We start from the raw sequence: 14816 nt of genomic DNA, 5'->3' as shown, positions 1-14816 counted from the left end.
CTCGCAGTGGCGACGCTCGCAGGAGCCGGCGCGGACGTCTGAAACTCCGCGGCCGGTACGAGCGTTCGTAGTGCCGCCCAAGAAGGGCTGACCACCGCCGGTGCCTCGTCCGGATTCGTTCGGGTGAGGCACCCGCCCCGCCCGGTCAGGGCGAAGCCCGAGCCGGGCCGCCGCGCCAGTGGAGACCGCGTTCACGCCCCCCGCACCCGCACCGCCCCCGACACCACGTCCACGACGACATCCGCGCGGGCCGCGCCGGAGGCGACGCGGCGGGCGTTCGCCTCGTCCGAGCGGGTCACCCATGCGCGGGCCTCCTGCGGGGACTTGCCGAACGTGATGTGCCGTTCGATCAGGCGGGGCACCCGCACCTCGTCCGGTACCGAGACCCACCACACCTCGTCGAGCAGCGGCCGCACCTCGCTCGCCCAGGGGTCCTCGTCGAGCAGCAGGTAGTTCCCCTCCGTGACGACCAGCGGTACGTCCGGCGCCACCGGCAGCGCCCCCGCCACCGGCTGCTCCGACTCCCGCTCGAACGCGGGCGCGTACACCGTCTCGCCCGCCCTCGGCGCCCGCAGCCGCGCGAGCAGCGCCGCGTAGCCGTACGCGTCGAACGTGTCCGGCGCCCCCTTGCGCGCCGCCCGCCCCAGCCGCGCCAACTCCGCGTCCGCCAGATGGAAACCGTCCATCGGGACCAGCGCCGCCCGCCCGCCCAGCTCCGCGACGACCGCCTCGGCCAGCGTCGACTTGCCCGCGCCCGGCGGCCCCGCGACCCCGATCAGCCGCCGGGTCCCCGGGGCGGCGGGCAGGGCGCGGGCCGCGCGGGCGGCGAGTTCGGTGACGTACGGGACGTCGGTGACGTACGGGCTGCTGCTCATCGCGCTCTCCCCGGGCGTTCGGTGCGGGCGGGACCGGGCCCGCGCGGGGCGGGCCGTCACCAGGAGACGGCGTCGTCCATCGACTGCTGCCAGTACGTCACCTTCAGCGAGTCGTCGACGTACGTGCCCTGCGCGGGCAGCGCCGGACGGGCGCCGCCGGTCAGGCCCGAGCCGTCGCGGTCCATGAAGTACACGGTAAGGCTGCGGGCGGTGTAGCCGTTCGACCCGCTGCCGTCGGCCGCCGACAGGTTCACGGACGCGTACCCCGACTCGCCCGGCTGGAGCGTGACGACAGCCTGCGGCTTGGAGCCCGCGATGACCGGCGGCACCGACTGCGCCGCGCCGAACCGCACCGCCGGATACCCGTACAGGAAGCAGGCCCGGCCGCCGGTGTTGGTGACCGTGAGCAGCATGTGGTTGATGGGGCGCGTCAACGGGGCCGCCGCCGTACGGGTGTTGTCCGCGCGGCACGTCACGGGCGCCGCGGCGGGCCGCTTCGTCGCGGGCGTCTTCGCCGTCCCGGGCTGCCGCGCGTCCGGTCCCTTCGCCGCGGGCCGGTCCGTCGCCGGCTTCCGCGCGCCCGCCTGGGTGGCGCCCTGCCCGCCGCCCGCGCCGCCCTTGTCGCCGTCCGCGCCGGGTGAGGCGGAGGCCCGGGGGGACGTCGAGGCCGCCGCCGGCTGGGAGGCGCCCTCGTCCTTGACGCCCGAGCCGTCCGAGCAGGCGGTCAGGGAGAGCGCGGCGACGGCCACGGAAGCGGCGGACAGCAGCAGCCTCGTACGGGCCGTGCGGGAAGTGGGGGAGGTGGTGCGGGCGGCGCGGGAGGTACGGATTCCGGTCATGTCGGTCGAGCCCCTTCGAGGTCGTTGTCCGGGAGGTGCTTGGATGACCTGAGCCTTCGGCACGATCCGTCCCAGCCGCCATATCTGCCCGGCAGTTGGGGACACTGGAACGCTGAAACAGGCTCTGACCAGCAAGAACGCGGACCGCCTGGAATGCCGGAACGGGACGCGCGGGGGACGGGAGAAACACGTGCCGGGGGTACGGGACAGTGCAGGGGCCGGGGACGGCGAGGAGTTCGCGCGGCTGCTGCGCGCGCTGAAGGACCGCTCGGGGCTGAGCTACGGCACGCTCGCCAAGCGGCTGCACATGAGCACGTCCACGCTGCACCGCTACTGCAACGGCACCGCCGTGCCGAACGACTACGCGCCCGTCGAGCGCCTGGCCCGCGTCTGCCGCGCGACCCAGGCGGAACTGGTCGCCCTTCACCGCCACTGGATCCTCGCGGACGCCGCCCGGGGCCGTAAGCCCTCCACGTCTCCCGCCCCGGCCCCGGGCTCGCCCACCGAGCGAACCCCGGCCGCCGAAGAGACCCCGGCGGCGCCGAAGCCACCGTCCCCCGGACACGCCCCGGCCCCCGCCGAAGAGACCCCGGCGGCGCCGAAGCAACCGTCCCCCGGACAAACCCCACCCCCCGCCGAGCCGCCGGCCGCCAAAACCCCGCCCCCGGCCAACCCCCGCCGCACCGCCCTCGTCGCCGCCGTCGCCGGAGCCGCCGTGCTCGGGGCCGTCGCGCTCGCCGTCGGTCTGCCCCGGGACGGCGACCCGGCCTCCGACCGCGTACGGGCCGACGCGAGCGCCCCCGGCGCCGGCGGCACCACCGCCCCGCCCCGCAAGCCTTCCGCGTCCGCCTCGACGACCGGCACCCCGAGCCCCGCCCCGACCGGCTCCCGCAGCGCGCCGCCCGGCACGGCGAAGCCCGGTACGTCCCCCGGCGCGGGCCCCGGTCACGAGCGCGGCACGGGCGCCGGGCCGGGGGCGGGCGACGGCTCCGCGCCCCCGCTGACGGTCGCCACCCGCCCGTACGTCTACGAGAGCCCGTGCAGCCAGCACTTCCTGGTCGACAGCGAACCGGAACAGGTCGGTCCGCCCGCGGGCGAGCCGGACGCGGTGCGCTGGGCGGGCGCGTACGGCGCGGTCTCCTCCGGCGAGCAACTCGTCGCGCTCACCGTGCAGGGCACCGGCGCGCGGACCGTCGTCCTGACCGGCCTGCACGTCCGCGTCGTCAGCAAGGGCGCCCCGCTCGCCTGGAACGACTACTCGATGGGCGTCGGCTGCGGCGGCGGCGTCGGCACGAAGACGTTCGGCGTCGACCTGGACCAGGGCACGCCCGTCACCACCCCGAAGAACGGGCAGCGCGACTTCCCGTACAAGGTCAGCGAGTCCGACCCCGAGGTCTTCTACGTCACCGCCCGCACCAAGGCCCACGACGTGCGCTGGGAGCTGGCGCTCGACTGGACCAGCGGCACCCGGCACGGCACCGTACGCGTCAACGCCTCCGGCACCCCGTTCCGCACCAGCGCCGACACGAACCGCCCCGGCTACGACTACCCGCTCGGCGGCGGCGAGTGGATCGCGCGCGTGGAGCAGCAGTAGCCGGCCGGGGCGGCGGAAGAGGCGTGGACAGCCGGGAGGGTCAGAGCTTCTCGGGGGTGCGGATGCCGAGCAGCGCCATGCCCTGGTGCAGCGTGCGGGCCGTCAGGTCGCACAGGAACAGCCGGTTCTCCGTCTGCTCCTTCGTGTCGGCCTTCAGAACCGGGCACTTGTCGTAGAACGCCGTGTACAGCGACGCGAGCTGGTACAGGTACGCGGCCAGCTTGTGCGGCGCGTACTCGGCGGCGGCCTCGAAGACCGTGTCGCCGAACGCGTCCAGGTGCAGGCCGAGCGCCCGCTCCGCCGGGGCCAGCTCCAGCTCGGGGCGCGCCGCAGGGGCGACACCCTCCGCCTTGCGCAGGATCGACTGGATACGGGCGTACGCGTACTGCAGGTACACGCTCGTGTCGCCGTTGAGCGAGACCATCTGGTCCAGGTCGAACTTGTAGTCGCGGCTCGGCGACGTGGACAGGTCCGCGTACTTCACCGCGCCGATGCCGACCTGCGCGGCCCGCTCCTGGATCTCGTCCTCGGTCAGCTCCCTGGCCTTCTCCCGCACGACCTCGGCGGCCCGCTGCACGGCCTCGTCCAGCAGGTCCTCCAGGCGTACGGTCTCGCCCTCACGCGTCTTGAACGGCTTGCCGTCCGCGCCGAGGACCGTGCCGTAGCCCATGTTGTGGGCGGTGACCTCGTCGCTCAGCCAGCCGGCGCGGCGGGCCGTCTCGAAGACCATCTTGAAGTGCAGCGACTGCCGCACGTCCACGACGTACAGGAGCGAGGTGGCGTGCAGGTTCTGGACGCGGTCGCGGATCGCCGTCAGGTCGGAGGCCGCGTAGCCGAAGCCGCCGTCGGCCTTCTGCACGATCAGCGGGACCGGCTGGTCGTCCTTGCCCTTGATGTCGTCGAAGAAGACGACGAGCGCGCCCTCGGAGCGGACGGCGACGCCCATCTCCTCCAGCATGCGGGCGGTCTCCGGCATGCCGTCGTTGTACGCGGACTCGCCGACGATCTCGTCGTCGCGGATCTCCATGTCGAGCTTCTCGAAGACCGAGTAGAAGTACACCTTCGACTCGTCGACGAACCGCTGCCACAGCTCCAGCGTCTCCTTGTCGCCGGACTGGAGCGCGACGACCCGCTTGCGGGCCCGCTCCTTGAACGCCTCGTCGCTGTCGAAGACCGCGCGGGACGCCTTGTAGATCCGGTTCAGGTTGCTCATGGCCTGCTCGCCGTCGACCTGATCGGCCGGGGCCAGCTCGTCCGGGTGCTCGATCAGGTACTGGATGAGCATGCCGAACTGGGTGCCCCAGTCGCCGATGTGGTGCCGGCCGATGGTGCGCTCGCCGGTGAAGTCGAGCATCCCGCGCAGCGCGTCACCGATGACCGCCGAGCGCAGGTGGCCGACGTGCATCTCCTTCGCCACGTTCGGCTGGGCGTAGTCGATGACCGTGACACCGGGCGCGTCCTTCACGGGCACGCCGAGCCGGTCGCCGTCGGCGGCGCGCGCGGCGAGCGTCTCGGTGAGGGCGCGGTCGGTGACCGTCACGTTGAGGAAGCCGGGGCCGGAGACCTCGACGTCCGCGAGCAGGTCACCCTTGTCGATCCGCTCGACGACCTGAGCGGCCAGCTCCCGGGGGTTGGCCTTGGCCTTCTTGGCGAGCGCGAGGATGCCGTTGGCCTGGTAGTCGGCCCGGTCGCTACGTCGCAGCAGCGGGTCCGCGCCCGCGCCGGCCTCGGGGAGGGCGGCGACGAGGGCGTCGGACAGACGCTGGTGGACACTGGACGTGAGGGACGTGACCGAGGCCATGAAGAGGATGCCGTTCCGCTCGTAGGGGACTGAGGGGGACCGCCGGGCGCGAGGGGCCCGCGAGACCCCTCTCAGTCTCCCACGGGGTGCGGGCGGCGGTCGCACCCATTACCGCCCGCCGGCCGCCCCGCGCCCGGGCACGGCCCCGGCCCGGGAACCCCCGCGCCTCAGGGCGCGGGCGGCAGCGCCACCGCGGCGGGCGCCGGAGCCGACTCCGTGCCGTCCGCGTACACCGCGCTCACCCGGTAGTGGGCGGCCGTGCCCGCCGGGGCGTCCGTGTCCCGGTACACGCGCAGCGCGGAGTTGTTCGGGTTCTCCATCGGGCCCTCGGCGAGCCGCCGGTAGGCGCCCGCGGCCCGGTCCCAGCGGTGGACGCGGTACGCGGTCGCGCCCTCGACGGCGTCCCAGTTCAGGACGGCGTCCCCGGCGTTCTCCACCGCGTCCAGGCCCGCGACCGGCGAGCCCGGCGCGGTCGCCTCGGTGGGCCGGGTGTCCTGCTCGGTGGCGTACACGGTGGCCGCCGCGCTCGTGTTGCCCGCGCCGTCGACCGCGCGCACCTCCCAGCAGCGCTCCTCGCCGTCCGGCAGCCCGGAGGCGTCCCGGTACGACGTGGCGCGGGCCGGCAGGTCCTCGCCGCCGCCCGCCTCACAGGTGCGCACGCCGTCGTACGTGGCAGGGTGCCCGGCGCGGACCCGGTATCCGGCGAGATCGGCGGCGCCGGGCGCCTCCCAGCGCAGCTCCGTGCCCCATGCCTCGGGCGTCGCGGTGAGCGCGGCGGGGGCGCCGGGCGCGGTGGTGTCGTCGTAGCGCACGGCCTTGAAGTTCGACGACACCGCGCCGTTCTCGGCGACGCCGAGTGCGGTGACGTACCGGTCGGACGAGCCGCCGAAGTCGGTCAGCACGCACCGGTAGTCGACCGTCGCCGAGGTACGGAACACCTCCTCCGGCGCACAGGCGCGCAGGGTCGTGCGGACAGCGGAGGCGCTGGGCCCCGAGTAGACGCGGAAGCCGCCCGCGAGGTCCTTCTCCGTGCCCACCGCGACCCGCAGGTGCAGCTCGGGCCTGCCGTCCGCGCCGGGCCACAGCCCCGGGATCATGACGGGCGCCACCTGCCGGGCGGCGGTGACCTTCGCCGCGCCGGAGCGGTGCCCGGCCGCGTCGAGGGCGTACACCGTGTACGCGCGCCGCGCCCCGGCCGCGCCGCTCTTGTCGTCGTAGGCGGGCGCGGCGGTGACGGCGAGCAGCACCGGCGGTTCGTCGCCGTCGGCGCCCCACACCTGCCAGCGCTCGGCGTCGTCGGCCGGGTCCGCCCAGGTCAGCGCGACCTTGCGGGGGTCCGCCTTGGCGGCGAGGCCGGACGGGGCGGTGGGCGCGGCGACGTCCGGGGTGGTGATCTTGACGGGGGTGGTGCGTGCCGAGGTGTTCCCGGCGGTGTCGGTGGCGGACACGGCGTAGAAGTAGGTCCGCTTCTCGGCGGCCGTCACGTCGTACACGTACTGCTCGTCGGGCGTCTGCCGCAGGTCGAGCGCCGCCACCTTCGTGAACGGGCCCGAGGCCGCCGTCGCCCGCCAGAGCGTGAACACCGGTCCTTCGGCGGGCCGCACCTGCCCCAGCCATACGTTGACGCGGGGCACGGGCGTGCCGTCGGAGCCCTCGTGGCCGCCGGTCACCGTCACCGTCACGTCCGAGGGGCGCACGGCGGGCACGGGCGGCGCGGTCACGTCGGGCGTGGTGATCCAGGGGCCGCAGGCGGTCGGCCCGTAGTTCGTCCACCTGTCGACGGCCTGCACGCAGAACCGGTACGCCCGCCCGTCCTTCGGCGGCGTGTACGAGGCGGTCGTGCCGGTCGTGCGCCACGAGGAGACCCCGCTGTCGGCGGTGACGACCTTCACCTCGTAGTGGTCGATGTCCAGCTCCCGGTTCTTCTTCCAGGAGGCGGTCGCCTTGCCGGTGGTCTTGTCGTACGCGGTGGTGAGGCCGGCCGGCGCCAGCGGCTTCTTGTCGTCCGAGGACGCGGGCCAGGTGAACTTCACCTTCGACAGACCCGTCCAGTTCACGTGGTCGACGCGGACCGTGTGCGTGCCCGGGCCGAGGCAGAACGTGCCGGGCACGCTGTTGCCCGCGTCCCCGGTGTTCTTCCACTTGTCGACCTTGCGCGCCCCGTCCACGTACAGGCGCAGCCCGTCCGTGCCCGACAGGCGGTACGTGAAGCAGCCGCCGGAGCCGAAGTCGCGGGTCAGCGACCAGCGCACCCCGAAGGCGTTCGCGCCGGTCCCGGCGGCGGGCGAGCCCGTCCACGTCTGGTCGATCGTCGTGTCGCAGTCCGTCTTGCGGGGGCTGCCCGAGAAGGTCGTGTTGCTGTAGAACGTCCGCGTGAACGTGGTGTCGCCGCAGGTCACGGCGGCCTCGGCGGCGGGCGCCGCGAGGACCAGGCAGGCCGTGGGCAGGGCGGTGGCGAGCCCGGCGGCGCCGACGCGCAGCCCGGCACGGAATCTGTCAGTGATCACGCACACATGACCGGTCCGGGGCCCCGGGGGTTGTACGCGGGCACGGCCGTTTTCCGACTGGCGGCGGCGCGGGTGACAATGGGCGCCGGGACCGGCCCGCCGCACGGCACCGGCCCCGGGGGGCAGGCCCCGCCATGACCCCCGCCCGATGAGCAGAACTGAGGAAGAAGGACGTGCCGACCGTGGCCCAGAGCACCGGAGCGGAGACCCCAGAGAACGCGGACTGGGTCTCCCGTTACGCGGACGATGTCATCGCCGAGTCCGAGCGTCGTGCCCCGGGCAAACCGGTCGTCGTCGCCTCCGGCCTCTCTCCGTCGGGCCCCATCCACCTCGGCAACCTGCGCGAGGTCATGACCCCGCACCTCGTCGCCGACGAGATCCGCCGCCGCGGCCACACCGTCCGCCACCTCATCTCCTGGGACGACTTCGACCGCTACCGCAAGGTCCCGGCCGGCGTCCCCGGCGTCGACGAGTCCTGGGCCGAGCACATCGGCAAGCCGCTGACCTCCGTCCCGGCCCCGGCCGGCTCGGCGTACCCGAACTGGGCGGAGCACTTCAAGGCCGCCATGGTCGACGCCCTCGGCGACCTCGGCGTCGAGTTCGACGGCATCAGCCAGACCGCGCAGTACACGTCGGGCGTCTACCGCGAGCAGATCCTGCACGCCATGCGCCACCGCGCCGACATCGACGCGATCCTCGACCAGTACCGCACGAAGAAGGACCCGGCGAAGGCCGCGAAGAAGCAGCAGAACCAGAAGCCGGTCGACGAGGCCGAACTGGAGGCCGCCGAGGGCTCAGGCGCCGCCTCCGAGGACGACGGCAGCGGCGGCGCGGGCGGGTACTACCCGTACAAGCCGTTCTGCGGCCGGTGCGGCAAGGACCTCACGACCGTCACCTCGTACGACGACGAGACGACCGAGCTGTCCTACACCTGCACCCTCGACGGCTTCACCGAGACCGTCCGGCTGAGCGAGTTCAACCGCGGCAAGCTCGTGTGGAAGGTCGACTGGCCCATGCGCTGGGCCTACGAGGGCGTCATCTTCGAGCCGTCCGGCGTCGACCACTCGTCGCCGGGCTCGTCCTTCCAGGTCGGCGGCCAGATCGTCGAGCTGTTCGGCGGCAAGCAGCCCATCGGCCCGATGTACGCCTTCGTCGGCATCTCCGGCATGGCCAAGATGTCCTCCTCCAAGGGCGGCGTGCCGACCCCGGGCGACGCGCTCCAGATCATGGAGCCGCAACTGCTGCGCTGGCTGTACGCCCGCCGCCGCCCCAACCAGTCGTTCAAGATCGCCTTCGACCAGGAGATCCAGCGGCTCTACGACGAGTGGGACAAGCTCACCGCCAAGGTCGCCGACGGCACGGTCCTGCCCGCCGACGCGGCCGCCCACCTGCGCGCCGTCGGCGTCGCCGGGCGTGAACTGCCGCGCACGCCCCGCCCGTTGCCCTACCGCACGCTGGCGTCCGTCGCCGACGTCACCGCCGGGGACGCGGAGCAGACGCTGCGCATCCTGGCCGACCTCGACCCCGAGAACCCGGTCACCGACCTGGACGAGGTCCGCCCGCGTCTGGACAAGGCCGAGGCGTGGATCACGAAGTACGTCCCCGCCGAGTCCCGCACGATCGTGCGTACCGAGCCGGACGCCGAGGCGCTCGCCGCCCTCGACGACGCCTCCCGCGCCTCGATCGCGCTGCTCCTGGACGGTCTCGACGAGCACTGGTCGCTGGACGGCCTGACCCACCTCGTCTACGGCGTCCCGAAGGTGCAGGCCGGCTTCCCGGCCGACGCCACCGCCAAGGAGCTGCCGCCGGAGATCAAGACCGCCCAGCGGTCCTTCTTCGCGCTGCTCTACCACCTGCTGGTCGGCCGCGACACCGGCCCGCGCCTGCCCACGCTGCTGCTCGCGGTCGGCGCGGACCGGGTGCGCAAGCTGCTCGGCGCCTGACACACACGAAGGGGCGGCACCGGTCGGACACCGGCGCCGCCCCTTCGCCGTACGTGCGCGCCGGGCGAGCCATGCGGGCTCAGGCGATGTGGTCCTCCATCAGCTCCGCGTTGTAGCGGTCGCCGAACAGCTCCGCGTACCGGTTCACGTCGCGCGGGGCGAGCGTGATCCCGAACGCGTCCTCGACGTCCGCCGCGAACCGGCCCGGCGACGGCACGCCCTCGCCCTGTATCGCGCCCCGGTACACCCGGTACAGGTCCTCGTCCGAGGGCAGGTCCTGGTCCGAGGGCCCCGGCTGCTCCCGCACCCCGTCCCCGAGGGGCCGCGTCCCGCCCGCCCCGGTCGGCACGGTCACCTCGGGCTCCTGCCCCTCCGGCGCCTGCGGCTGCGAATGAGCCTGGGGCTGGGGCTGGAACTGCGGGTGGGGCTGCTGGGCGGGGATCTGCTGCGGCTGCTCCTCGTACCAGTCCTGGTGCTCCTCCTCCGGCACGAACGTCGGCGGCTCGTACGCCGGGTCGTACGAAGGGTCGTAGCCCCCGTGATATTCGATCTGCTGCGGATCACGGGCATGCAGCCACGGACTCCCCGCCGGTCCTGCGGCCGGGGCCTCGGGTCCCGCCGCCTGATGCTCCGGCGCGGGCTCGGCAGCCGGCTGGGGCTGGTTCTGGGGCTGCGGCTGGTTCTGGGGCTGGGCCGCCTGGGTCTGCGCCTGGGGCTGGGGCTGCGTCTGCGGCTGCGCCGGGGATGCCAGTTCGGGGCGCGCCGCCTCCTGCGGCACCGGCGGCAGCAACTGCGGCTCGATCCCGGCGGCGGCGAGCCCGGCGGGCGCGGTCTGCGCGAGCGGCACCCCGTACCGGGCGAGCCGCAGCGGCATCAGCGACTCCACCGGCGCCTTGCGCCGCCACGCCCGCCCGAACCGCGACCGCAGCCGCGCCTGGTACACGAGCCGCTCCTGCTCCAGCTTGATCACCGCGTCGTAGGACCGCAGCTCCCACAGCTTCATCCGCCGCCACAGCAGGAACGTCGGCAGCGGCGAAAGGAGCCAGCGCGTCAGCCGCACGCCCTCCATGTGCTTGTCGGCTGTGATGTCCGCGATCCGCCCGACGGCGTGCCGGGCCGCCTCGACGGACACCACGAACAGCACCGGGATCACCGCGTGCATACCGGTGCCCAGCGGGTCCGGCCAGGCGGCGGCGCCGTTGAACGCGATCGTCGCGGCCGTCAGCAGCCACGCCGTCTGCCGCAGCAGCGGGAACGGGATCCGGATCCAGGTCAGCAGCAGATCCAGCGCGAGCAGCACGCAGATGCCCGCGTCGATGCCGACCGGAAAGACGTACGCGAAGTTCCCGAAGCCCTTCTCCAGGGCCAGCTCGCGGACGGCGGCGTACGAACCGGCGAAGCCGATGCCCGCGATGATCAGCGCTCCGGCGACCACCAGACCCACGAGTATCCGGTGCGTCCGTGTCAGCTTCAGTGGCGCGGCCACTCCAGTTCCCCTCCCAGTTCGGCATGTTGCGCCCCACAGACTGGCACATGTGTGCGGGGGACAGGGGGCCGGTACCGCCCGGAGCCCGGCCCCCGTGCGGGGGCCGGGCTCCGGGGAGGGGGGCGGCGCGGGGGCCGTCCGGGGCGTGCTACTTGTCCTTGGCGTCGGCCTTCTTCGACTCCGACGCGGACGGATCGGCCTTCTTGTCGCCCGACTTCGCGTCGCTCTTGTCGCCGGACTTGCCGTCCGACTTGCCCGAGGCGGAGGCGGACGGGGAGGCGGAGTCCTTGCCCGCGTTCTTCGCCGTGTCCTTGACCGCCGCGACGACCTCCTTGGCCGCCTTCTCGGCGTCCTTCGACAGCGCGTCCGCGTCCGGGGTCTTCTCACCCGCGAGGCCCGAACCGTTGTAGTCGACGGTCACGACCACGTTGTCCACGCGCGAGACGACCGTCTGCTGCTTGGAGGGGCCTTCCTTCTTCTTCAGGTCGTAGCGCACGAGCGTCGCCTCGTCGCCCGTGCCCTGCACGGGGGACGTCTTGACGCCCTTCGCGTCGGCCGTCGCCTGCGCGTCCTTGACCTGCTTCGCGTAGTACGCCGAGGCCAGCTCGCCGCCGCTGCCCCGGTTGACGTCGGAGTCGAAGCGGACCAGCGACACGTTCAGCCAGCGGAACTGGGAGCCCTTGACGCCGTTGTTGTCGAGGCTCGACCAGGAGCAGTTGGCGCGCGCGTTCTCGTCGTCGGAGGGGCCCGCCTTGCTCTTGCCCTCGGGGACCAGATCGGACAGCGTCTTCTTGGACAGCGCGGAGCAGGGCTGCGGCAGCGTCTTGTACGTCGCCGGGGCCGGCTTCTTCACCGCGTCCTTGGCCGTCGACGCGGACGCCTTCGCGCTCGACGCCGTCTTCTCCTTGCCGCTGTCGGAGCCCGAGCCGGAGTCGGACGAACAGCCCGCGACGACGAGGACCGCGGGCAGGGCGGCGGCGCAGGCGAGGACACGGGTGAGTCGCTTGGTCGGACGGTGCATGGTTCCTTCACAGGGACGCTGACAGGGCCACGGCCCCGGGCGCCGAGGTGTCGGCGGTGTGGCGATCCGGCGGGGACCACCACACAATTCCGGGTCCGAGGGGCCACCGTACGCCGAAGCCGCACCGCCCGCCTCGGCTTCCGCGGAGCGGCCGGCGCCGCCCGCGCGGGCCTACTCGCTGAACTTTCCGACGAGCGAAGAGGCCAGTTCACGGGCGCTGTCCTGCATTTCCTTGCTGTCCGGCACCTCACCGGCGAGCGCCGGCTGGGCCTCGTAGGTGAGCGTCACGACCACGTTCGACGTGCGGAACACCACAGTCACCGTGCGGTGCCGTCCCGTCCCCGGGCCCGACAGGACGTCGTCGAGGAACGCCTCGTCGCCGAGGTCGTCGAGGTAGCGCGGGCGCAGGTCGCCGGAGTCCGCGGCGCCGGTGGAACCGGACCCGGAAGGCTCTCCGTCGGCCGAAGGGCCGTCGCTGCCGGCGTCCTTGCCGGTGTCCTTGGCGGATTCCTTGCCGTGGTCCTTGGCCTGGCTCTTGGCGTGGTCCTTGTTGTCACCGGAGGACGAAGCAGACGAATCCGGCGAAGTGGAGGAATCATCGGGGGAGTCGGACGTATCGGAACCGGACGTGTCGGAGGGGGAGTCCGAGGTTGACGAGGACGCCTCGGGCTCGGGCAGGCCCGCCGCCTTCCGCTCCTTCGTGAACACCTCCTGCGCCGACTCGTCGTCACTCGCCGAGGGGTCGTACGAGACGACCCGCTCGAAGTCGAGGGTCAGCCGGTGCGAACCGTCCTGCGCGGAGTCGTCCTTCCAGCGGCACCCGGCGCGCCGCCCGGTGTCGTAGGTGGCGGCGGCGGTCCCCTCGTACGCCTTCTCGCGCTGCCGCTCGTCCGGCAGCTTCCTGATGCCGGGGAGCAGCGCGTCGAGCGTGTCGGGATCGACCTGCGCGCACGGCTCGGGCAGCGAGTGGTACTTGCCCGGCTTCGCCGAGGACACCGTGGCGCTGACGCCGCCCGGCTTCGGGTCGTCGGCGGCGCCGCCCGTGTCGGAGCCTCCGCTGCATCCGGAGAGCAACAGCCCCGCCGCGACGGCCGGCAGCACGTACGCCCACGACTTCCGCTGCACCGTTAGGGCTCCTCTCGGCGGGTTGCGCCTGGTTATTCGCTTGCCGCGGCGATGCGGCCGGTGAGCACAATGTGTATCGCACGCACTGCCGTGGACGCCGGTCCGGCATCCCTTTCGTCGACCTTGGCTCCGGTATTTGCCTTTTCGGACTTCTGTTCAAGTTGACCCAGTTTCGGGGGGATTCATGTCGTACGTCGAGGTGCCGGGGGCGAACGTCCCCATCCGCATGTGGACGGACCCGGCGAGCGTCGAGGACGTCGCCATGCGTCAACTGCACAACGTGGCCACCCTGCCCTGGATCGAGGGCCTCGCGGTCATGCCGGACGTGCACTACGGCAAGGGCGCCACGGTCGGCTCCGTCATCGCCATGCGGGGCGCGGTGTGCCCAGCGGCGGTCGGGGTGGACATCGGCTGCGGCATGAGCGCGGTCAAGACGTCCCTGACGGCCGACGACCTGCCCGGCGACCTCTCGCACCTGCGCTCCCGGATCGAGCAGGCGATCCCGGTGGGCCGCGGTATGCACGACACCCCGGTCGACCCGAGCCGCGCTCACGGCTTCCCGAACACGTCATGGGCGGAGTTCTGGGGGCGGTTCGAGGGGGTCGCGGACGCGGTGCACTTCCGTGAGGAGCGGGCCGTCAAGCAGATGGGCACGCTCGGCAGCGGCAACCACTTCATCGAGCTGTGCGTGGACACCACCGACACGGTCTGGCTGATGCTGCACTCCGGTTCGCGCAACATCGGCAAGGAACTGGCGGACCATCACATCGGCGTCGCGCGGGACCTGCCGCACAACCAGGGCCTGGTCGACCGCGATCTGGCGGTCTTCATCTCGGACACCCCGCAGATGGCCGCGTACCGCAACGACCTGTACTGGGCGCAGGAGTACGCCCGTTACAACCGCACGATCATGATGAACCTCTTCAAGGACGTGATCCGCAAGGAGTTCAAGAAGGCGAAGGTCACGTTCGCTCCCGAGATCAGCGCGCACCACAACTACGTGAGCGAGGAGCGGTACGACGGCATGGACCTGCTGGTCACCCGCAAGGGAGCGATCCGGGCGGGGGCCGGCGAGTACGGGATCATCCCGGGGTCCATGGGCACGGGCTCGTACATCGTGAAGGGCCTCGGCAACGCGGCGTCCTTCAACTCCGCGTCGCACGGCGCCGGGCGCAAGATGAGCCGCAACGCGGCGAAGCGGCGGTTCTCCACGCGGGATCTGGAGGAGCAGACGCGGGGGGTGGAGTGCCGTAAGGACTCCGGGGTCGTGGATGAGATCCCCGGCGCGTACAAGCCGATCGAGCGGGTCATCGATCAGCAGCGGGATCTTGTCGAGGTCGTGGCGAAGCTGAAGCAAGTCGTGTGTGTGAAGGGGTGAGGGAGTTCTCCGGTGCGGGCTGCTTGTAGTGACCGTTTTGCGCAGTTCCCCGCGCCCCTGGGCAGTCGGTCATCCACCGGCCGGTGGGGCTTCTCGCGCAGTTCCCCGCGCCCCTGGAGGGGCGACTTCGTCGCCACCTCCTCCCTGAGCCCCGACAGGGGCGCGGGGAACTGCGCGACCAGCCACGACGTACCTGCGGAGAGAGAACCCGTACGCTGAAGGGGTCGATGTGGACGGGGTTGAGTGG

Annotated in this window: 10 protein-coding genes; 3 read left to right on the top strand and 7 right to left on the bottom strand. The window is 72.8% G+C overall.

Annotated features, from left to right (window positions below; translation table 11 throughout):
- Positions 1 to 191 precede the first annotated feature (191 nt).
- Positions 192 to 875: a nucleoside/nucleotide kinase family protein gene (locus tag ACZ7LY_RS08135; protein ID WP_471623685.1), complete on the bottom strand. Its 684-nt coding sequence runs from the start codon at positions 873 to 875 to the stop codon at positions 192 to 194.
- 56 nt (positions 876 to 931) lie between these two features.
- A complete protein-coding gene (locus ACZ7LY_RS08130) occupies positions 932 to 1714 on the bottom strand; it encodes a DUF4232 domain-containing protein (RefSeq protein ID WP_471623684.1) in 783 nt (260 codons plus the stop codon).
- 190 nt (positions 1715 to 1904) lie between these two features.
- Here ACZ7LY_RS08130 and ACZ7LY_RS08125 point away from each other — a divergent pair, with 190 nt between their 5' ends.
- Positions 1905 to 3308: a helix-turn-helix domain-containing protein gene (locus tag ACZ7LY_RS08125; protein ID WP_471623683.1), complete on the top strand. Its 1404-nt coding sequence runs from the start codon at positions 1905 to 1907 to the stop codon at positions 3306 to 3308.
- 40 nt (positions 3309 to 3348) lie between these two features.
- Here the strand turns inward: ACZ7LY_RS08125 and argS are convergent, their stop codons facing one another.
- Both argS and ACZ7LY_RS08115 read right to left on the bottom strand, forming a co-directional pair.
- Positions 3349 to 5109, bottom strand: coding sequence for an arginine--tRNA ligase (argS, locus tag ACZ7LY_RS08120; RefSeq protein WP_471623682.1), 1761 nt, complete (start codon positions 5107 to 5109; stop codon positions 3349 to 3351).
- 167 nt (positions 5110 to 5276) lie between these two features.
- Entirely contained in the window at positions 5277 to 7616 is a 2340-nt protein-coding gene (locus ACZ7LY_RS08115; RefSeq protein WP_471623681.1) for a PA14 domain-containing protein, read from the bottom strand.
- Positions 7617 to 7789: 173 nt separating this feature from the next.
- Between ACZ7LY_RS08115 and lysS the strand changes: the two genes are divergently transcribed.
- Positions 7790 to 9559 (top strand): lysine--tRNA ligase, encoded by a 1770-nt coding sequence (gene lysS / locus ACZ7LY_RS08110; protein ID WP_471623680.1) that lies wholly within the window; start codon positions 7790 to 7792, stop codon positions 9557 to 9559.
- Between the two features lie 79 nt (positions 9560 to 9638).
- Here the strand turns inward: lysS and ACZ7LY_RS08105 are convergent, their stop codons facing one another.
- From ACZ7LY_RS08105 to ACZ7LY_RS08095, 3 genes are all read right to left on the bottom strand, one after another.
- On the bottom strand, positions 9639 to 11045 hold the full coding sequence (locus tag ACZ7LY_RS08105; protein WP_471623679.1) for a DUF2637 domain-containing protein: 1407 nt from the start codon (positions 11043 to 11045) through the stop codon (positions 9639 to 9641).
- A 148-nt stretch (positions 11046 to 11193) separates the two neighbouring features.
- Positions 11194 to 12066, bottom strand: coding sequence for a DUF3558 family protein (locus ACZ7LY_RS08100; protein ID WP_471623678.1), 873 nt, complete (start codon positions 12064 to 12066; stop codon positions 11194 to 11196).
- Between the two features lie 171 nt (positions 12067 to 12237).
- Positions 12238 to 13191: a DUF3558 domain-containing protein gene (locus ACZ7LY_RS08095; protein ID WP_471623677.1), complete on the bottom strand. Its 954-nt coding sequence runs from the start codon at positions 13189 to 13191 to the stop codon at positions 12238 to 12240.
- Between the two features lie 184 nt (positions 13192 to 13375).
- Here ACZ7LY_RS08095 and ACZ7LY_RS08090 point away from each other — a divergent pair, with 184 nt between their 5' ends.
- The gene (locus tag ACZ7LY_RS08090) at positions 13376 to 14569 is read left to right on the top strand and encodes an RtcB family protein (protein ID WP_471623676.1); all 1194 of its coding nucleotides are present in this window, start codon (positions 13376 to 13378) and stop codon (positions 14567 to 14569) included.
- Positions 14570 to 14816: the final 247 nt, after the last annotated feature.

It is taken from the genome of Streptomyces sp. NPDC107550 (assembly GCF_055639095.1).
Note: the sequence above shows the minus strand (reverse complement) of the source record. Positions and strands in the feature narration are given on the sequence as shown.